General features: G+C 34.6%; 21 protein-coding genes and 1 riboswitch. All 21 genes read right to left on the bottom strand.

The window, feature by feature from the left end:
- Position 1: 1 nt before the first annotated feature.
- Entirely contained in the window at positions 2–1,516 is a 1,515-nt protein-coding gene (cobA, locus tag HALHA_RS06185) for a uroporphyrinogen-III C-methyltransferase (protein ID WP_015326925.1), read from the bottom strand.
- Complete coding sequence (gene hemC, locus HALHA_RS06180; RefSeq protein ID WP_015326924.1) at positions 1,516–2,442, bottom strand: hydroxymethylbilane synthase; 927 nt, start codon at positions 2,440–2,442, stop codon at positions 1,516–1,518. The genes cobA and hemC overlap by 1 nt, the downstream gene beginning before the upstream one ends.
- Complete coding sequence (locus HALHA_RS06175) at positions 2,408–3,085, bottom strand: precorrin-2 dehydrogenase/sirohydrochlorin ferrochelatase family protein (protein WP_015326923.1); 678 nt, start codon at positions 3,083–3,085, stop codon at positions 2,408–2,410. The genes hemC and HALHA_RS06175 overlap by 35 nt, the downstream gene beginning before the upstream one ends.
- Before the next feature lie 11 nt (positions 3,086–3,096).
- A complete protein-coding gene (gene hemA, locus HALHA_RS06170; protein WP_015326922.1) occupies positions 3,097–4,356 on the bottom strand; it encodes a glutamyl-tRNA reductase in 1,260 nt (419 codons plus the stop codon).
- Positions 4,357–4,374: 18 nt separating this feature from the next.
- Positions 4,375–5,055: a Crp/Fnr family transcriptional regulator gene (locus HALHA_RS06165; protein ID WP_015326921.1), complete on the bottom strand. Its 681-nt coding sequence runs from the start codon at positions 5,053–5,055 to the stop codon at positions 4,375–4,377.
- A gap of 114 nt (positions 5,056–5,169) precedes the next feature.
- Positions 5,170–6,174: a sulfite reductase subunit C gene (gene asrC, locus HALHA_RS06160; protein ID WP_015326920.1), complete on the bottom strand. Its 1,005-nt coding sequence runs from the start codon at positions 6,172–6,174 to the stop codon at positions 5,170–5,172.
- Between the two features lie 12 nt (positions 6,175–6,186).
- Entirely contained in the window at positions 6,187–6,987 is an 801-nt protein-coding gene (gene asrB, locus HALHA_RS06155) for an anaerobic sulfite reductase subunit AsrB (RefSeq protein WP_015326919.1), read from the bottom strand.
- Complete coding sequence (asrA, locus tag HALHA_RS06150) at positions 6,988–7,998, bottom strand: anaerobic sulfite reductase subunit AsrA (protein ID WP_015326918.1); 1,011 nt, start codon at positions 7,996–7,998, stop codon at positions 6,988–6,990.
- A gap of 127 nt (positions 7,999–8,125) precedes the next feature.
- Positions 8,126–8,929: a formate/nitrite transporter family protein gene (locus HALHA_RS06145; RefSeq protein ID WP_015326917.1), complete on the bottom strand. Its 804-nt coding sequence runs from the start codon at positions 8,927–8,929 to the stop codon at positions 8,126–8,128.
- A gap of 207 nt (positions 8,930–9,136) precedes the next feature.
- The gene (gene mobB, locus HALHA_RS06140; RefSeq protein ID WP_015326916.1) at positions 9,137–9,625 is read right to left on the bottom strand and encodes a molybdopterin-guanine dinucleotide biosynthesis protein B; all 489 of its coding nucleotides are present in this window, start codon (positions 9,623–9,625) and stop codon (positions 9,137–9,139) included.
- A 193-nt stretch (positions 9,626–9,818) separates the two neighbouring features.
- Positions 9,819–10,310 carry a MogA/MoaB family molybdenum cofactor biosynthesis protein gene (locus HALHA_RS06135; RefSeq protein WP_015326915.1) on the bottom strand — a complete coding sequence of 164 codons (492 nt, stop codon included), beginning with the start codon at positions 10,308–10,310 and terminating at the stop codon, positions 9,819–9,821.
- On the bottom strand, positions 10,303–11,223 hold the full coding sequence (gene moaC / locus HALHA_RS13830; RefSeq protein ID WP_015326914.1) for a cyclic pyranopterin monophosphate synthase MoaC: 921 nt from the start codon (positions 11,221–11,223) through the stop codon (positions 10,303–10,305). Before moaC ends, HALHA_RS06135 begins: the two co-directional genes overlap by 8 nt.
- Before the next feature lie 2 nt (positions 11,224–11,225).
- Positions 11,226–12,200, bottom strand: a complete 975-nt coding sequence (gene moaA, locus HALHA_RS06125; protein ID WP_015326913.1) for a GTP 3',8-cyclase MoaA — start codon at positions 12,198–12,200, stop codon at positions 11,226–11,228.
- Positions 12,181–14,088 carry a molybdopterin biosynthesis protein gene (locus tag HALHA_RS06120; RefSeq protein WP_015326912.1) on the bottom strand — a complete coding sequence of 636 codons (1,908 nt, stop codon included), beginning with the start codon at positions 14,086–14,088 and terminating at the stop codon, positions 12,181–12,183. Before HALHA_RS06120 ends, moaA begins: the two co-directional genes overlap by 20 nt.
- Positions 14,089–14,149: 61 nt before the next feature.
- Positions 14,150–15,388: a molybdopterin molybdotransferase MoeA gene (locus HALHA_RS06115; RefSeq protein ID WP_015326911.1), complete on the bottom strand. Its 1,239-nt coding sequence runs from the start codon at positions 15,386–15,388 to the stop codon at positions 14,150–14,152.
- A gap of 35 nt (positions 15,389–15,423) precedes the next feature.
- Positions 15,424–15,723 (bottom strand): ABC transporter permease subunit, encoded by a 300-nt coding sequence (locus tag HALHA_RS06110; RefSeq protein ID WP_281098776.1) that lies wholly within the window; start codon positions 15,721–15,723, stop codon positions 15,424–15,426.
- A 15-nt stretch (positions 15,724–15,738) separates the two neighbouring features.
- Positions 15,739–16,281 carry an ABC transporter permease gene (locus HALHA_RS06105; protein ID WP_041607697.1) on the bottom strand — a complete coding sequence of 181 codons (543 nt, stop codon included), beginning with the start codon at positions 16,279–16,281 and terminating at the stop codon, positions 15,739–15,741.
- Between the two features lies 1 nt (position 16,282).
- Positions 16,283–17,074, bottom strand: coding sequence for a molybdate ABC transporter substrate-binding protein (gene modA / locus HALHA_RS06100; protein ID WP_015326910.1), 792 nt, complete (start codon positions 17,072–17,074; stop codon positions 16,283–16,285).
- 69 nt (positions 17,075–17,143) lie between these two features.
- Positions 17,144–17,265: riboswitch (molybdenum cofactor riboswitch) on the bottom strand.
- Positions 17,266–17,398: 133 nt separating this feature from the next.
- The gene (locus HALHA_RS06095; protein ID WP_015326909.1) at positions 17,399–18,622 is read right to left on the bottom strand and encodes an NAD(P)/FAD-dependent oxidoreductase; all 1,224 of its coding nucleotides are present in this window, start codon (positions 18,620–18,622) and stop codon (positions 17,399–17,401) included.
- Positions 18,622–19,035 carry a 4Fe-4S dicluster domain-containing protein gene (locus tag HALHA_RS06090; RefSeq protein WP_015326908.1) on the bottom strand — a complete coding sequence of 138 codons (414 nt, stop codon included), beginning with the start codon at positions 19,033–19,035 and terminating at the stop codon, positions 18,622–18,624. The genes HALHA_RS06095 and HALHA_RS06090 overlap by 1 nt, the downstream gene beginning before the upstream one ends.
- Before the next feature lie 11 nt (positions 19,036–19,046).
- The gene (locus tag HALHA_RS06085; RefSeq protein WP_015326907.1) at positions 19,047–21,125 is read right to left on the bottom strand and encodes a molybdopterin oxidoreductase family protein; all 2,079 of its coding nucleotides are present in this window, start codon (positions 21,123–21,125) and stop codon (positions 19,047–19,049) included.
- Positions 21,126–21,131 lie beyond the last annotated feature (6 nt).

Here is a 21,131-nt window from a genome sequence, read left to right as displayed (position 1 = left end):
TTTAATCCCTCCTATAATATTTCTTGATTGCCTCAGTTAAACCTGCAATGGTATACTCATTAGCTATTATCTCTACTGTTAACCCATACTTTCTAGCCGTACCAGCTGTAATTGGGCCAATACAAGCTATATCAACACCCCGTAGCAATTTTTTATAATTACTTCCTAACCCGTTCATAAAATTACGGACTGTAGATGAGCTAGTAAAAGTTATTAAGTCAATCTCCCCTTCCTTTAACCTCTTAATTACCTGGTTATTTCCACTACCTTCTACTGTTTGGTAAGCCGTTATATTATCAACTTCTGCCCCTAAATCGAGCAATCCTTCTTTTAGAGCTGCTCTAGCAAGGTTGGCCCGAGGTAATAAAAATTTCTTACTTGTTAAATCTTGCTCACTAAATCCTGCTAAAATTGATTCACTTACATAATCTTCAGGAATATAATCAACTCTTAAGCCATAGGATTTTAGCTTGGCAGCTGTCTTAGAGCCAATAGCACATAACTTTACTCCAGCTAAAGCCCGTACATCCTCTCCTAAACTAAATAATCTTTCTATTACATATTTAACCCCATTAACACTGGTAAAGATAACCCAATCATAACTTTTTAATTGCTCTAACTTATTATCTAATTCTTGATAATCAACTGGCGGTTTAATTTCGATAGCAGGAGCTTCAATTACCTTGGCCCCTGCTGTAGCTAATGATTGGCAAAAATCTTGGGCCTGCTTTTGAGGCCGAGTTACTACAATACTCTTCCCAAATAATTCTTTCTTTTCAAACCAGTTTAACTTTTTTCTTAGTTTAACTACTTCACCAACTATTATAATTGCTGGTGGCTTAAAGTTAGCTTCCTCTACTTTACTAACAATATTCTCTAAAGTACCAACTAAAGTCTCTTGCTTAGCTCTAGTGCCCCATCTAACTAGTGCAACTGGTGTCTGTCGATCTCGACCTGCATCTATTAATTGGGGTACAATCTGAGGTAGCTTCCTTACCCCCATTAAGATTACTAAACTACCTACTCCTGTTGCTAACTGGCTCCAATTAACCTGAGATTGATCTTTAGTTGGACTTTCGTGTCCTGTGACAAAAGCGACAGATGAATTAAAGTCTCGGTGAGTTAAAGGAATCCCTGCATAAGCAGGTACTGCAATAGGAGAAGTAATCCCAGGAATAATTTCAAATTCTATTCCTGCTTCAACTAAAGTTGTAGCTTCTTCTCCGCCCCGACCAAAAATAAAAGGATCTCCACCTTTTAAACGAGCGACTAATTTTCCTGCTTGAGCCTGCTCAATTAATAGTTGATTAATCTCTGTTTGAGTTCGATAATGCTCCCCGGCTTTTTTACCTACATAAAATAATTGAGCTTCTTCTTGGGCCTGATTTAATAATTTAGGATTTGCTAATCGATCATATAAGATTACATCTGCTTGTTTAATTATCTTTAGTCCCTTAGCAGTAATTAAACCTTCATCACCTGGACCTGCTCCAATGATATAGACCTTACCTAACATTAATTCTCCTCCTTAATTTCAGCCAATATTTCTTTTGCTCCTTGGTTAAGTAATTTCTCTCCTAATTTAGCCCCTAACTTAGCTACATCTTTTCGTAAACCTGTCACTTGATCTTTAATTAATCTACTACCATCTAACTTAGCTACCATTCCTGCAATAGTTAATTTATCACCTCTAATTTGGGCCAAGGCCCCTAATGGCGCTTTACAATCTCCATCTAAACAGGCTAAAAAACCACGCTCAGCTGTGATAACATCATAAGTTGGTTGGTGATTAATTGCACTTAATATCCTCTTTATCTGCTGGTCATCCTTTCTTACCTCTAGGGCCAAAGCCCCTTGACCAACTGCAGGTATGAAGGGAGGAAAATCTAAATACTGGGTGATTTTATCCTCCCAACCCATCCTTTCTAATCCAGCTGCTGCTAATACAATAGCATCTAAATCTTGGTTAGCTAATTTATCTAATCTCGTATTAATATTACCTCTGATTGCTACAACCTCTAAATCAGGTCGGTAATTTAATAGTTGACTCTTTCTTCTTGCACTACCTGTTCCAATCCTAGCTCCTTGCGCTAGTTGGTCTAACAACTGCCCTTCATTAGAGATCAATACATCATAGGGGTTGGCCCGTTTAGGACTAGCTACGATTTCAAATTGATCTGTTACTGCTCCTGGAACATCCTTTAGACTATGAACAGCTAAATCAATCTCTTCTTGTAGTAAAGCAACCTCTATTTCTTTAATAAATAATCCCTTACCACCTATATCAACCAGCGATCTATCTAAAATCCGATCTCCTTTAGTACTTATCTTATTTAAAATAATTTTATAGTCTGGAAATTCAGCTTGTAACCTATTAGCTACAAGCTTTGTTTGAGCTACAGCTAAATCACTCTTGCGCGTTCCGATAACTAACTCTTTCATCTATAACTCTCCTTATCTGACTTGGTAAATACTCTTTAAGTTTTACTAAAGCTTTATTTTTATCAGTAGATAACGATTTTATTAATTCTAAATCAGCTAATCTTCTAAATAGTTCTCTTCTTTGGTCTTCATCTTTTATTTCATTTAAGATTAAAGGCCTAAGTTCCTCCATTATTTCTAAAAAAATAGCGTATTCTTGTGAAAATTGAGCTACTAATTCTTCTTTGATTACTCGGGAGAGAGCAGGTAGGTTGCCACCACTGGATATAGCTAATAACAAAGCCCCTTGAGAAATCACAGCTGGCAAAGTAAAATCAGATTCTTCTTTACTATCTACTACATTAACCAAAGTATTATTAACCTTAGCTACTTTACTAATTTGTTGATTTACTGCTCTATCATCTGTAGCAGCAAAGGCTAAAAATTTATCCGTTATATCAGCAGTAATAAACTCCCGCTGATAATAGATAATCTCTTCTTTTACAATCAACTTTTGTACAGCTTGATTTAATTTGGGGCTGACTAAAGTAATATTCGCTTTAGTAGTTAGTAGACGTTCTAACTTACGATATGCTACTTTGCCTCCTCCAACTACTAATACATTTTTCTTAACTAAATCTAAATTTATCGGATATAAATTCATTTCTATCATCCTTATTTGATGCTAAATAATTCTTTAATTAACTCTAGCGCCTGATCATCAAATTGATCATGGTTGGATAACTCTTTAATCTTAACTGTCGGATAGTGTAATAATTTATTTGTTAGACGGTTAATTCTGGTGCTCATTATTTTTGCTGCATCTTTTTGCTGATTTAGATCTTTTAATGCTTTAGTTAACTCTTCTTCTTTAATCTTTTCTGCCTCAGCCCTCATCTTCTTAATCATAGGAATAACTTGTTGTTCATTTAGCCACTTTTTCAAAGCAGTTGTTTCTTCTGTAATAATATTTTTTACATCCTCTATGGCATCTTTTCTATGAGAAATATTTTTTTCTATAACTTCTTCCAAATCATCTATATCATATAAATGAACTCCTGGAATACCACTAATCTCAGCTTCAATATCTCTAGGTACAGCAATATCAATTAAAAACAAAGGGCCTCTTCTGTGCTCCATAGCTTTTTTAACTTGATCATAGTGAAGTACATAATGAGGTGCAGCCGTTGAACTAATAATAATATCAACATCTTGAATCCACTTCTCTAACATATCCCATTTAACAACTTCACCTGAGAATTTGGCAGCTAATTTTTGACCTCTTGTATAAGTCCGGTTAGAAACCATAACGCCTTTAACTCCATGGTCAACCAGTGATTTTAAGGTTAATTCACTCGTTTCTCCAGCACCTAAAATTAGGACTGTCTCCCCTGATAATGTTCCAAATATCTCTTTAGCTAATTCTACTGCTGCATAACTTACTGAGGTGGCTCCAGCTCCAATATTAGTTTCAGCCCTAACCCTTTTTCCTACTCTAAAAGCATTAGTAAATAAATTATGTAAATAACTGCCTATTAAATTATTCTTGTTAGCCTGTTGAAAAGCCTCTTTAACTTGTCCTAAAATCTGGTCTTCACCTACGACCAAAGAATCTAAGCTACTGATTACTTTATATAGATGTTTTCCCACATTAACTCCTTGATATACATATGTATACTCTTGTAACTTATCTACATTTAAATCAGTAATAGATTTGAAAACTTTTAGAGCAATCTTATCTATTATTGTATTATCACTAACTACTAAATAAATCTCAGTCCGGTTACAAGTAGATAAAATAACTCCTTCCTTTATCTTAACTTGGCCCTTTATATTAGTTATAACTTCTTCTTGTGAACTGCTAATTAGAGAAAACTTCTCTCTAATTTCTACAGGGGCTGTTTTATGGCTTGCTCCTATAACTACTAACTGCATTTTCTCCCCCCCTTTTTTCTAAGCTCTAGCTCTAAGCTCTTTTAAATCTTTAATTATAATCTTACTCTTACCACAGACAATGACTCCTTCAGTATCTAATTTACTTAGAAAACGACTTACTGTTTCTCGACTGATTCCAATCATTAATGCAAGTTCTCGTTGGGTTAAATTTAAATCTATTTTAATCCCCTGCTTACTATCCTTACCATAATCACGGGCCAACTTCCATAAGCGACTAGCTATCCTTGGCCCAGAATTTTTTAAACCTAAGTTTCTAATTTGGCGGTAAGTCTTTCTTAACTTTAAACTATTTGAGGCGAAAATTCTAGTGGTTAATTCAAAACTATCCTTCATAATCTTAAGTAATTTATAAATTTTGATGGAAATAATCTCTCCTGTCTCAATTACCTCAGCAGTTACAGAACTAGACCGCTTATCTAAATCAATCTCATTAATCATTTCTCCTGCTTTAAGAATATGAATAATTTTTTCTTGGCCATTAGGAGTAAATTTAGATATTTTAACTTTGCCACTAACTATAATATAACAATATTCAACCTCTTCTCCATCAAAGAATAAAATTTCATCCTTACAGTAATTTTTAATCAATACTTGTTCGTTTAGTCGCTCAATAATCTTATCATCTAGACCTTTAAATAATGGTAACTTTAATAATCTTGCCTTATCATTTATCTTCATAATCTTTAACGCCTAAAAATTAACAGGCTCCCTCCCTACTAGAATAGTATATGATTTTTTATTAAATTTATCAAATAAATAAAAGGCCCAGAAATAATCTACTGGGCCTTTTATTTATTCACTAGCTTTTTTGAATGAATAATTTTTATTCGTTTTATAACCTGACCAATCAATGTGTTCAGCTACTTTACATTCTGGATTTAATTTCACCTCTGCTAATACTTCATCCTTAAAGACTTGAAATCCAGTTCGGTCAACAATATAGCCAACGTGTTCTTTAGCTAAACTACGGTCAATATACTTATCTATATAATCATAAGTATTATTGATAATTTCTATAATTGCATCTTCTGTTACCCACTCTAGAAAAGGCATAGCTAATCTAGGGTTCTTCTTACCTGTCCGCCCCATAATCAATAATTTGTAATACTTCTTACTTGTATCTCTACTCCAAGCATTAGTAGGACAATTTTTAATACATTCTCCACAACCAATACACTTATCTGCATCTCGTTCTACTTTATAATTCACTAATTCTAAGGCACCAGTTGCCTTTTGCTGACATTTATCAACACAAGCTCCACAATTAATACACCGGTAACTATCATACTCCGGTCGATCTAAGCCCATAATTCCAAAGTCTTGCATATGAGCCTTGATACAATCATTAGGACAACCTGTTAAAGCGATCTTAACATGATAATCATTAGGGAAGATATTCTTCTCTATTCGTTTAGCAAACCGAGTAGTATCATACTTAGCTACACGACAGACCTTATTTCCAATACAAGCTGATACATTTCGGGTTCCAGCTGCTGGATAACCATTTTCAGGATCTCCAATCTCTACCCCAATTTCTTCTTCCATGCCTTGCAGTAGTGGAGCTATCTTTTTATTAACCTCTTCTACTTTATCCATTGGGATACCAAGAATTTCAAATCCTTGTCGAGTTGTAATGTGTAAATCACCACTACCGTATTCTTCAGCAATCTCTTGTAAAATAGTTAAATATTTTGCCTCTAAGTGACCACCAGGCACTCTAACTCGCAAAGCAGTAACTCCTCGTTCTTTAGTAATCCGGTAGGCATTCTTTTTAAATTCTTTAACATTGATTGACATCTTACTCCCCCCTTAATCTATTAATTTCTCTGCTGTAGGATAATTAAATACTGGCCCTTCAACACAAACATAAGTATCATCTATCTTACAGTGCCCACACTTTCCTATCCCACAAGACATCTTCCGTTCAAAGGATACCCAAATCTGTTCTTGAGTAAGATCATGCTTCATAAATTCTTGGGTAGTAAACTTCATCATAATAGGTGGGCCAACCACAATCACTTCCATATTATCTAAATTAGTAAATTCAACCTGATCTACAAAATTAGTAATTAGCCCTTTATTTCCTCTCCACTCTTTATCACCCTTATCAACAGTCAAAATCACATCAATGTGCTCAGCTGCTCGCCACTTTTTAATTTCCTCTCTAAATAAAATATTATCTGGACTTTTAAAACCAAGCAATAAAGTTAAAGAGGCCACCTCAGCGGGATTATTATAGTAATGATTAATAATACTCTTAACTGGTGCTAACCCAGTTCCTCCAGCTGCAATTACCATATCTGTCCCTTGATACTTGTCCATCGGAAAGCCATTACCATAAGGACCCCGAATACCAAGCTTATCTCCAACTTCTAAATCTCCAATCTGGTTAGTTACTTTACCAACGTGACGAATTGTTAAATCAATATAATCATCTCCAAAATCACTAACTGAAATAGGACATTCCCCGACTTTAGGAATTGAAACCTCTACAAATTGACCATTTTCAACATCTAAATCTATATCTAAGCGGTAAGTGTAATCAACCTCTGTCTCTTGTTTAATATCTATAATTTCAGCGTGTTCTGGTAAATAAGGATTCTTACTCATTTATCTTCCCTCCCCAATAGCCTGATTTAACTTATTAATTGCTTCTATAAATGAAATATATTGCGGACAAACATCTTCACAACGACCACAACCTACACACATATTCATATCGAATCGCTTACGGAAGTCATAGATCTTATGAAGTGTTTTAAATCTCATTCTATCACCATAATCTTCTCTAAATTCATGGCCTCCTGCCATTTCTGTAAATCCATCGATATGACAACCAGCCCAGACTCTTCTTCTTTCACCAGCTTCTTTATTATCTTGATAGAAAATATCTTGCATTGTCCAACAACTACAAGTGGGGCACACAGTATTACAACGACCACAAGCTATACAACGGCTACTGTATTCTTGCCAAATTTCTGATGCAAATAAATCATCATTGATCTCTTCTAAAGCTGGTATTTCAACCTCTTGTTCATTTTCTTGAATAAACTGAGGAGTAAACTCTACTTCCTCTTCTTCAACAAATAAATCAGCTAAAGCATCATCTTTAACATCAAATAAGAATTTATCATCTTCTGCTCTCACAAAAGCTGAGTAATCCTTAACTTCATTAGTACCCATAGAAACACAAAAACAAGAATCAAAACCTTCTGTACATTCTACTACTATAAACTTAACCTTTTCTCGTAACCTCTTATAATAAATATCCTCTTGAGGCCCATTCTCTAAAAAAATCTTATCTAATCGTTTAAAGGCATTAACTTCACAAGGACGTAAAAAGACAACTACCTTTTCTTCATCTGCCTTAGGCTCTTTATACTCATCCTCAGTAAAGTAAAATAGAGTCTGTGTGATAGGAAAAACAATCTCTTTAGGAGAAAATTTAGTCTTTACATCAAATTCAAGCTCACTTAAATCCTCCACTTGATTATAAATAAATAAATCAGTATCAGAAAAAGTTCCTTTATCTTTCTTTCTGGTTGGCCCGTAAACCTTATACTCATCTTGTAAATTAGCCAATAAGCTATCAAAATCTGCTGTAGTTAACTTGTATGACATATTTATTCACCTACCCTTTCATTCTTTATAAAACTAAATAATAAAAGTCCAACCTACAGGCTGAACTCTTATTCGTACCTATCATATCACATTTTAAATTGCTCAGTAGTGATAAATATCACATTCACTAAGCTACTTCTTTAACCTCTTGCTTAGCTGCTAAAGAATCACTAGCTACATACCAATAGATAGCTCCAATTAATACTCCACCACCAATAACATTTCCTAACGTTACGGGGATTAAGTTTCTAAGATAACCCATTACTGTAATAGTCTCTGGATGAGGAATAAATAGTCCCATAGCTAATAGAGTCATATTAGCTATGCTATGCTCAAATCCACTACCAATAAACGCAAATAGAGTCCAGAAGATTAAGATTAATTTAGAGACTTCATTTTTAGCCTTAATCCCCATCCAAATAGCTAAACAAACTAACATATTACATAAGATACCTCTAAAGAACAATTGAGAAACTGGAGCGTTCATCTTAGCTGCTGTTGCCTTTAAGATAAAATCAGCTGTTACTCCACTTGAAATCAAACCTGTATTATATAATAACCAAGCCATAACAAGCGAACCAACTAAATTACCTAAATAACACCAAAACCATAACTTCAATACATCCTTTAGACTTACTTCTCCAGATAAATAACCAACTGTCATCACTAAATTATTTCCTGTGAATAATTCAGACCCAGCAAAAATAACTAAAGTTAAAGCAACTCCAAAAGATGCTCCCATAATTGTCTTAACTATAGGTGAACCTACTGCTTTTAGAGGGGCTCCAATAGAGAAAATTAACATGATCCCTAACCCTACAAAAGCTCCAGCCATCATTGATAAGATGAAATACTTGACTAATGATTGATTCATAAATCCTACTTTCTTCTTAGCTGCTGCTGCAACACTATTAACTGTTTTAGTAAACATTTAAATCTCCCCTTTCCTGTTATAAAGAAACTTGTGAATATAAGTACTAAATTAAGCAAAAAAAATAATTTAAGGCTCAACAAGCTCCTTGTCCTTGTTTTATCAATCACAAATATATAATAGCATATCTACCACTGCAACGTTGTGATAAATATCACTCTTCCTCATTTTTTTAGTTAAGTCAGTAGCTTATTTGATATTAATTGGTTATAATACTTCCTTCTCAATCACTTTACATACCCGATCTACCTGGGCCAACAACTCCTCTCTAGTAGAATCATTTATTACTCTCAGTAATAGATTCTCTTCATCTACCGCAGGTTTATTATACACATTTGGTCTAAAAACCTCTACTTTAGAAGTAGACCCTGTCTTATACCCTTCGGCGAGCACTAAATCAAAGTCTGAATCTATGTCTGAATCTATATATTCTTCCACTAAAGTCTCTACACTAGGTTCTTCTCTCACCTCTTTAATCATAGCTACCTTATCTGAAGAAGAAAGAATAACTATCTTTGCTCCAGCTTCTCGATGCTGCCAACTATCTTTACCTGGCTTGTCAATTTGAAACTTATGGGCATCATGCTTAATAGTTGCCACTTTATAACCTTTTTCCTTTAAGGCCGGAATTAATTCAGTAATAAAGGTTGTCTTACCTGAATTAGACCAACCAACTATAGATACAATTGGTATCATTTTACTTCCTCCTTTATTAAGTAATCAGTTATGAGTAGTGGGTAATGAATAAATTCAAAACACCAATTAATAGATAATATCGGAGTTTATTTTTAACTCTCAATTCTATATTCTCAATTATCAATTAACTCATAAGTAATTTAAAAGTTTTGATACTGTCAACTATTGATATAAAGCTATAGCTTTATATCAATCAGTCCCTTGCACACTCCTTTACCTGATCTTTTATTAATTTAACAGCATGAGTTAAAACTGGTAATACTACTTCTAGACATTCCTCTACAGCTTTAGGACTACCTGGCAGATTAATGATCAATGATTCATTTCTTACACCTGCTACAGCCCGTGATAACATAGCTTTAGGTGTCTTAGCTAGACTTTTTGCTCTAATTGCCTCTGCTATACCTGGTACTTCCGTATCTATTACCTCTGTAGTAGCTTCTGGTGTTACATCTCTAGGGGCTAACCCTGTACCTCCAGTCGTTAAAATCAATTCTAATTTTGATTGGTCAGTCATCTTCTTTAGCTCTCTTACAATAGTCTCCTTATCATCAGGTAATACTTGATAATAAGTAACCTCCCCACCAATCTGACTAATAAGCTCTTCAATTCGTTTCCCACTTTTATCTTTTCGCTTTCCTGCTGCTCCTGTATCACTTAAAGTTAAGATACCTACTTTAATCATCAATTAACACCTCAACTTTATCATTTTTCTTTAATTTACCACCCTTTACTACTCGCGCAAAAATACCACGTCGAGGCATAATACAATCACCTACGGCCTCATAAATAGCACATCTATCATGGCATTCCTTCCCTTTCTGGGTTACTTCTAAAACAATATTAGAATTTAATTTCAATTTAGCACCTACTGCTAACATTTGTAAGTCTAGTCCCTGAGTAATTAGATTTTCTCCAAAAGCACCAGCCTCTAGCTCTAAGCCTTGCTCTTTCATATAAGCAATATCTTCTTGAGCCAATAAGCTAACTTGTCGATGCCAATCACCAGCATGAGCATCTCCTTCTAAACCATAGTCTATTTTAAGCTCAACTTCCGATATCTCTTTTTTAGCAACTCCTTTTTCTTGACTTCGACAGATAGCTACTACTTTACCTGTTAATTCATCAGCCAAATAAGTTCCACTCTTACCTCCAGTCTTTTTCAGTAATTTAATCTCTCCTATCTCAATCTCTTTATCTACTGCCTTACACATATCATAGATTGTTAAGCCTGCCGTAGAAACTGCAGTCAAAGCTTCCATCTCTACTCCTGTCTTACCTGTTGTCTTAGCAGTAGCAATAATTTCAATCCTAGCTTCCTCTTTAAATATATTAAACTTAACATCAACTCCATTAATTAATAAAGGATGGCACATTGGAATCAAATCTGATGTCTTCTTCACTCCCATAATTCCTGCTACTCTAGCTACCTCTAAGACATCCCCTTTTTCTATCTCCTCTGCTGTAATCAAATCTAGAGTCTTGGCCTTAACTTTAACTTCCCCTTTAGCTACAGCTACTCTTTTTGTCTCTCCTTTATCACCAACGTCAACCATTCTTGATCTTCCTGCTTCATCAAAATGACTTAAATTACTCATCATTAGCCTCCTATCTGGGACATATTCTTATTAAAGTTACCCTGACTTAAAGAATGTTTCTCTGCCTTACTGTCCACTGCTAATTGAAAAGCTCTTTTTACTTCAGCTTCACCTTGCTTTAACTTGTCTCGTAAATTAATTTCTTGCTCATTACATAAACAAGCTCTCAAGTCTCCAGTTGAAGTCAATCTTAAACGATTACAGCTACTACAAAAAGAATTACTAATCGGACTAATAAATCCAATTGTCCCTAGACTATCAGAAACTTGATAATAATAGGCTGGACCATTACCTTTCTGAAACTGAGTTGCCAATAGTTTCTCTTCCCTTTTTATCTCTTTTTTTAACTGCTTACTCCCTATATAGTATTTCTCTTGTTCACTCTCTTTACTACCTGCCGGCATATACTCAATAAAGCGGACATGAACAGGTAACTGTCTAGTCAAAGCAATAAAATCAAAAATCTCATCATCATTTATACTTTGCATCACTACTACATTAATCTTAACTGGAGTTAAACCTACCTCTAAAGCTGACTTAATACCTTCTATTACCTGCTCTAACTGATCAAAGTTAGTAATCTCCCTGAATTTATCCTGCTGGAGGGTATCTAAGCTAATATTAACTCGATCCAATCCTGCTGTAACTAATTGCGAAGCATATTTAGCTAATAAAACACCATTAGTGGTCAAAGCTACTTCTTCAATCCCAGAAATATTCTTTAACATCCTAATTAAATCAACAGCACCTTTTCTAACCAATGGCTCTCCTCCAGTTACTCTAACCTTTTTTATGCCTAATTTAGCCCCTGTTTGTACAATTCTAACTATCTTTTCGTAACTTAAAATCTGATCATGCTCGATAAAATCTACTCCTTCTGGAGGCATACAATAACGGCAACGTAGATTACACCTATCAGTAATCGATATTCTTAGATAATCTATCTTACGTTGGTATCTATCTACTAGTTGGCCCATCTGTTAACACCTGCCCTGTTTGTGAAGTATCATAACCAGCTAACTGATTTATTTCTGCTTTAAAATCTGAGCTACAAATAACCTTGAATAATTCTTTAATTCTAGTATCAGTCCAATACTGATTAGGGATTACTAAGTCAATCCTTTCTTTTCTAAGTGGAATAAAATCCAAATCAAAAACTTGAGCTGTAACTAAAGTACCAACTCCCACATCTGCTCCTCCTTGAGCTATTGTAGTTGCTAATGTTACATCATTTTGCTTAACCTGCTGATAACCACTTATCTTTGTTGAATCAATATTTAATTTTGCTAATTGATTATCAATTAACATTCTGGCTCCAGATCCTTGCTGGCGATTAATAAATACAAGATCATTAACTACTAAATCAGCAATCCCTGTGATATTCTTTGGATTACCAGCAGTAACTATTAGACCCTGTTGGCGATAAGCTAAGTTAACTACTTTTACATCTTCTGTAGGAAAATATCTATCTAAAGACTGTCTATATTGACCATCTGAATCTAATAAATTAATACTAGCTAAATGAGATTCTCCTCTAGATAAAGTAGTTAAACCGGCTAGACTATTAGTTGGTTGAGTCAGCAAATCAACCCCTTGCTGGGCCAACTTATTCTTAAGTAGGTCTAAACTATGATCATTACTACCATTAATCATCAATGTCTCAGCTGGCTTAGATTGATTGACCAATAACTCTACATTTACCTCTGAACCTTTATCGATACCTTCACTATATTCAGAAATAGTAACTAAACCATCTGCTTCTACTAGAGAGCCTATTACCCCTGATGATCTAGCTAAAGGAACTGCTACTATTTGATTATCTAACTTAACTAATTTAGCTCGCACAAATTCCCTAAATCCAAGCTTAGAAACTAATTTCTTATTTAATATTGCCTTAACTTCTTTAGTTTCAGGGGTACTAAGACCTGCTAATTGATAGAGTATTGGTTGGGCAAACAACCTAAAGTTAAGAGCAGATGCAACTGGATAACCAGGAAGACCTATTACTGGTGTATCTCCTATACGACCTAAGATGACTGGCCCACCAGGCTTGATACTTACTCCATGAACTACTACCTCGCCTAACTCAGCTACAATCTGAGCTGTATAATCTTCTCGTCCTGCTGAAGAACCAGCTATAATAGCAACTAAGTCACTCTCTTGAGTTACTTGTTGAATCTTTTCTTTAATCTCTTCATATTTATCTGGAGTAATATCTCTTTGCATCACCTTTCCACCCCAGTTAAGTACTAAATTTTTAATCACCTCTGAATTATACTCTATAATTTGACCAGGTTGTGGACTTCTACCAGGCTCAATTAACTCACTACCAGTAGGAATAATATCTACCTGAGGTTGAGTATAAACAGTAACTTCAGTTACCCCTCCTTCTAATACCAAACCAATATCATATGGGCCAATTTTAGTTCCTACCGTTAGGATTAATTGACCTTTAACTAAGCTCTCTCCAACAGACCGTACATTCTGTCCTGGAGCAACTGACTCTTCAATTTCTACTATTCCTTCTTTTATTTGATTTACCTTCTCAATCATCATTACTGCATCAAATTCCTCCGGGAGAGGATCTCCAGTATCAATCAATTGATACTCTTTACCCTCCTGTAACTGAACAGGAGTTCTTTCAGTAGCCCCAACTGTATCTGTAGCTGACAAAGCAATCCCATCCATAGCTGAAGCATAATAAGATGGAGTTGACAGCTTTGCTCTAACTGGCTTAGCTAGTCTTCTGCCAGTAGCTTCTCTAATATCTATTTTCTCTGTAGTTGCTTTGATAGTTAGCGCTTCTTGCCACTTCTCCCTCGCCTCTTCTACTGAAACATTATCTAAATAGATATTTCGTGACATTTGGATCCTCCTTATTTTCATTCTAGCTCAATTGATATAAAGTGGAAAGTGACACATTATATCAAAAAGTCAGCACCTCTACCTCTCTACCTTTCTTAATTCCTTCTCGACCTAAACCAATCTTAAGCAATCCATCAGCACCAACTAAAGTAGAGATTAAACTTGACTTTCCTAATAAAGGTTCAGCCCAGATCTGATTCTCTTTTTGAGTCAACTTAACCCGAATATATTCCTCTCTACCTTTAGTAGAAGCTATATTCCGACTTACTTTAGCTGGTAAAAAACTATATAATTTTTTATAATTTTCTCTTCTATCCGTTAATCTCTGTAATAATGGTTTAAGTATCATCTGAGCTACTACGAAAGCAGAAGTAGGATGACCAGGCAGACCTACTACTGGGGTTTGATCAATAATAGCTAATATAGTTGGTTTTCCTGGCTTAATGGCTATCCCGTGGACTAAAACTCCAGGTTCACCTAATTGCTTTAAGACATCAATAGTTAGATCTTTGACTCCCACTGAACTACCACCAGATAAGACTACTAGATCACTACTAGCTATTGCTGCTTTTAACTTATCTTGCAAACTATCTGGTTCATCTAAGATAATACCACCATAAGTAGTAGCCCCCCCTTCTTCTTCTACTAAGGTTCCGATTGAATAAGAGTTAATATCCCTTATCTGTCCTAATTTAGGCTCCTTATCAGGTGTGATTAACTCATCACCTGTAGAAAGGACAGTTACCTCTGGCTTAGTAAATAGATCAACCTCTGTAACTCCAATTCCAGCTAAAGCACCTATATCTTGAGGCCGTAGTAGATGTCCTGCTGATAATACAAGACTACCTTGACTGATATCTTCGCCCTTAGTAACAATATTAGCTCCTGGCGCTACTGCTTTAGTAACTTCGATCTCCTTAATTCCTAATTTCTCTGTATCTTCAACCATTACTACTGCATCAGCCCCAACAGGTAACATGCCACCAGTAGCTATCTCCATTGCCTCTCCAGATCTAATTTTTTGCTTAGGTTTCGCTCCCATCTTTATGCTACCAATCAGATTGAGATAAACAGGTGCAGTAACTGAAGCACCAAATATATCTTCAGCCTTAACTGCATAACCATCCATCGTCGAACGAGAAAAAGGAGGTAGATTAACCTCACTCTTAATATCTGTAGCTAAGATTCGTCCTCTAGCTTGAGTAATCTTTAATCTCTCACTATCTAAAGTTAAATTTATCTTCTGCTCTAATAGTTCAAAAGCTTCTTTAACCTTTACTAACTTAAATAGATTTGACATACAAAAACCTCCAAACTATAATCTATTACTTTTATTTATTTCTTTAATTTTAATTCTAAAACAAGTAATGGCATCAGAAATAGTAAAATAAGCACCACTGCCAAAGAGATAGATTGACCTAAATTTTTTTGAGAAAAGACATAAATTGCTGTCGAGAGTGTCTGGGTCTTCCCTGGTAGATTTCCTGCAAACATCATTGTTGCCCCAAACTCTCCTGCTGCCCGCAAACAAGCCATAATAATCCCATTCCAAAATGGTCTAATACTTAATGGTAAATAGATTGAGAACAATAATTCTTTTTCTCCAGCACCAAATACCATAGCAGCTTCTTTAATATTTTCTTCAATAGCTTAAAAACCACTTCTTAAAGATTGGATAAAGAGTGGCAACATCACAAATACCTGTACTATAATTAATGCTGCAAAACTAAAAGGAATATCCAGTCCCATAACTGTAATTACACTTCTATAAGCTCCTCTTCTACCAAAGGTCATTAATAAAGCTAACCCTGCTACAGCAGGAGGCATCACTAAAGGAAGATTTAAGAGCATATTAATTATTCTGTAAACCTTTCCCTGCTTTTGAGCCATTACATAAGCAAAAGGCACTCCAATAATCATTGTCATAATCGCAGAACAAAATATCGAACTAATTGTTATTCTCACGGCATCTAATACATTCACATTTTGAACTACTGCAACAATATCACTTACCGAAGACTTTAAAAATAATGAGGCCCCAACTAAAATAATAAATAAAACATTAAAGAGCATTATTCCCCAAATTAAAATCTTAGTTAAATCTATTTTTCTTTTAACATTCTTAACAAAACCTAAAATTAAACCTTCATTATAATCTTTAGCTTCCTGTTGATAAGTTATATCATTAGCCACATTACTCCCTACTTTCCTTTATAAATCCATGTTTTTCTAATATTCTTCCTCCTTCTTTAGAATACAGATAATTTAAAAATTTCTTAGCCCCCTTTTTATGTCCCTTTAATAACGCTATTGGGTAGGTCGCAATTACATTATACTTATCTTTAATATTAACTACTTTTACTTTTTCTAAATTGCTAGCATTAACATCAGTCTTATAAACAACTCCTGCATCTGCTGCCCCTAACTCTACCTTGGCTACTACACTTTTTACATCTAACTCCTTAGATATAACAGCATCTAAAAATTTCTCTTTATAATCTGATGATAACTTAGGATTATTAACTTGCTTATTTAACATTTGTATTGTATATCCACCTACTGGTACAGATTTATCTGCAATTACAAGCTCTACTCCTTTTTGTACTAAATCTTCAATGCCATTAATAATATTTTCTGTTTCTTTAAATACAGCTATAACTAACTTATTATGAGCAAAAATAGTTGGATCTACCACCATATCAGCCTCATCTAATTGATTCATATACTTAATATTAGCTGAAGCAAATAAATCTGCTGTTACTCCAGATTTAATCTGACTATATAAAGCCTGACTTCCTGCATAATTAATTTCTAACTTAATATCATGATGCTTTGACTCAAATCCTGCTTTCAAATCATTAAATACCTCAGTTAAACTGGCAGCAGCCATAATTCTAATGTTTTTCTTCTCTGCTGTACTATTAATATAAGAACATCCAGTAACTACAACCATTAAGATTAGACAACAAATTGCCAATTTATTCATTCTCTCCCCCCTTATCGATAAAATTAATTTTATCTAATAAAAAAAGACCACCCCTGCAAAGAAGACAGAGTTGGCCCTTATCTGCCTTCTTTCCAAGTCGGGAGGGCCAAAAATTTCTCTCTAACCCCTAGGCGGCCTCTTTACCTTAGAATTTAATCCGTAGGTAGTAAGGCTCGAAGACGAAAATATTTAGATATTAAGCGATATTTGATATATAGCTAAATTTTTGTATTTTAACTATATATTACCATTATATAAGATATTATTTTAGCTGTCAACTGTAAATTGTCAACTTGGCATATTGCAAGCTATCCCAGTATATTATTAGTAACTATACTCTAAATTCTCCTTAATATTAAAGAAATCTGCATAATCTATTTCAAACAATGGCTTCTTAATTCTAGATACATCTATCTCCTCTTTAATTAACTGTGTTAGCACTCCAGCATAGGATAGATCTCCTTGGATTACAGCACCATAAATTTGTCCATCCTTATGGATGATCTTTTTATAATTATTATCTTCAACTTTTATTTCTTCATTATAAGTATGATCTGGTGCTTCTACAAGTCCTACTGACATTGTAGGAAGTTCTAAAAAATTCATAGTATTTTTACTACCTAGAAAATCATCCAGTTCAAGCTCATTTCCTACCATATTATTAGCTGCTATAATCCCTTCTTTAACAGCTGTAGGCCAAATTGGATTTCTACCTGTTACATCTCCTGCTCCATAAATATCTTCTTTATTGGTTTGACCTCTTTTATCAATCACTAAGCCCGATTCATCGGTTTTTACTCCACTATTCTCTAAAAACCTAATATTAGGTCTAACCCCTGTCGCTACTACTACTAAATCACAAGGAACTCTTTCGCCATTCTCTAATAGTAGCTCTTGAGGATTATTTTCTTTATCCATTATCAACTCTTTAGCTTTAACTCCTAGTTTAAGTTTAACCCCTTGGCCCTGAAATAGTTGATTATATTTGTTAGCAGTATACTCATCAAGCTGTTGCTTTAAAATTCTATCCTCCATTTCTACTAGATTAATATTTAAATCAAACTCTAATAATCCCGTTAAAGCATCTATTCCAACAAGACCAGCTCCTAATACAACTGCATTATTTACCTCCTTAGCAGTTTCTTTTATCTTTTTTGCATCTGCTAAATTTCTTAAACCTACCACATTATTTGCTACTTTTAAATTTTTAATCGGAGGTATTAAAGATGAAGCACCACTTGCTATAAGTAGCTTATCATAGCTTAAATTCTGACCATCAGAAAGATGCAGAGTATCTTCCTTAGCATCTAATTCAGTCACTGCTACTCCTTCTTTCCATTGAATATCATACTTCTTAAAGTAGTCCTTCTCACTAAAATCAAGCTCTTCTATGTTTCTCTCTCCCGCAATATAATGATGTAGTATACATCTTGAATAAACATCTTCATCTTTAGAAATTAATATTATTTCTGCATCCTGATCAAGCTCTCTTAGAGTCTTTGCTCCATTAATACCCGAAGCAGATGCACCGATTACAACATATCTCATTATTCCTCTACCTCCTCTAAAGTGATGGCCTCCATTGGACATTTTTCTACACACTGAGGGGTGCTACTTGGTGTATGCTGACACATATTACACTTCATAATCTCTTGGTGTTCTTCACTATCTGCTTTTAATACTCCATAAGGACAAGCCATGATACACATAAAACAGTTTGCACAACGAGATTCATCATATTTTACAATACCTGTCTTTGGATCTTTAGTCATAGCCCCCTTCATACAAGTATAGACACATTCTGGTTGATCACAATGTCTACAAAATATAGGAGCATATTTCTCCTGACTATCTACAGTAATTCTTGTTCTTGAATCATTAGCATTATGAGCCACTCTACAAGCTGTAACACAAGTAAGACATCCGATACATTTATCTCTATCTATATCTATTCTCTTCAATGTATTCCCTCCTATTCAGCAATTTTTTCAACATTAACACAAACATATTTATAGGCAGGCTCTTTAGAGTAAGGATCAAATACAGATGGTGTCAATGCATTGGTTTCAATATAATGAATTGGAGCATATAATTGATCATTTTGAACTGTATCACTTAACTTAGCTGTAAACTCTCTTTGTTGACCATTTGTTGATGAAATTAATACTTTATCATTCTGTTTTATATCTAACTCTTGGGCCAACTTAGGATTAATATAAACATAAGCCTCTGTTAAAGAACTCATCTCTACTAACTCCATCTCTCTATTCCTTGTTTCCGTATGCCACTGACCTACTGTTCCTCTACCAGAATTAAAAATATAAGGAAATTCTTCAGTCTGCAATTCTGGCTTCTCAGCTATATCTTCATAAATAAATTTCATCTTTCCAGTCTCTGTGAAGTATTCTCCATCTTCATATAACCTACGTTGATCCCTTTCTAATTCCTCATTTTCCCTAAAAGGCCATTGAACCCCTTTAGAACCAACAAGTTGATTATAATCTATTCCTGTCATATCACAAGGCATACCTGCGCTACACTCTTTCATTAATTCAAAGGCATCTTTAGGGGTTTTCCAATTATCTAAAGAATCAGTGGTATCTAAAGCTTGACCTATCCCATAAAAGATATCATAATCACTTAATTCATCTTCTTCTTTATCAAGCACAGGCGTTACTGCTGATACACGTCGTTCTGTATTGATTAAAGTCCCCTCTTTTTTTATTGCTGGAACAGAAGGTAAAAACAAATCACAAAGTTCTGATGTTTCTGTATCAGGGTATAAATCCTGTACAACAAAGAAATCTAAGTTATCAATTGCTCTTTTAAACTCTTCGTTATTGGCCCATGAGTGCCTAGGATTAGTAGCAATAATCCATAAGGCTTTTATCTCTCCCTTGTTGATACCATCTACAATTTCATTATAAGGAATAGTACCTTTCTTTGGTATCATCTCGGGATCGATATCTAATATATTAGCTACCTTTTTTCTATCAGCAAGATTACTATAGCTTCTCCCTCCATATAATCCAGCTGTATTACTATATACTCTTGACCCCATAGCATTACACTGACCTGTTAAAGAGTTTGGCCCAGTTCCTGGTTTTCCTATATTTCCAGTCATTGCTGCTAAATTAATAATAGCCTGGGCTGTTCTAACAGCTTGGTGTCCTTGATTGACCCCCATAGTCCACCAAAAAGAAACTCTTTCACCTTGGTAAATAGTTTCAGCTAACTCTAATACCTGTTGCCGAGAAATACCAGTTTTTTCTGTCACATCTTCTAGAGTATACTTTTTAACATGTTCTTTAAACCCAGCAAAATCTTCAGTATATTCTGCTATATACTCTTGATCAATCCAATCCCGTTCAATTAAAAGATTTGCCAATGTATATAATAACCTAAGATCTGTTTTAGGTTTAATATCAATCCACATATCAGAATTACTTGCAGTTTCTGACTTTCTTGGATCAATTGAAATCACTGTAGAATCATTATTCTTCTTTACTCTATCCCACACAATAGGATGGGCTACCACTGGATTGGCCCCGATAAATATAATTGTATCTGATAATTCTAAATCATTTAGCGTATAAGGAGGAGCATCAAAACCAAAACTTTGTTTATGAGCTACAACAGAAGTAGCCATACAACATCTTGTATTCCCATCTCCATTCATACCCATATGGGTTCTACCGATATGACCTAATAAAGCCATTTCTTCAGTAGTTATTTGACCAGTACTGATAAATGCTGCACTTTTTTTACCATATTCCTCTTGAATTGCTTCCATTTTAGTTACAAATGTATCAAAAGCTTCATTCCAAGAAATTTCTTGGAAATTACCAGCTTCATCTTTGATAAGGGGTCTGTTGGGTGAACCATATTTAGTACATTGTTCATCCAATTCTAGCCCCTTAATACAAGCGAAACCATCATTAACAGGATAACCTTCAGTAGGAACTACCTTCTTTATTTCATTATCCTTAACATAAAAATCAAAATTACATCCTAGAGAGCAATAGTTACAAACTGATTGTTTTATCTCCATTGCCTT

This window comes from Halobacteroides halobius DSM 5150, from assembly GCF_000328625.1.
Taxonomy (GTDB): Bacteria; Bacillota; Halanaerobiia; order Halobacteroidales; family Halobacteroidaceae; genus Halobacteroides; species Halobacteroides halobius.
This window is presented reverse-complemented; position numbering and strand designations above follow the sequence as displayed.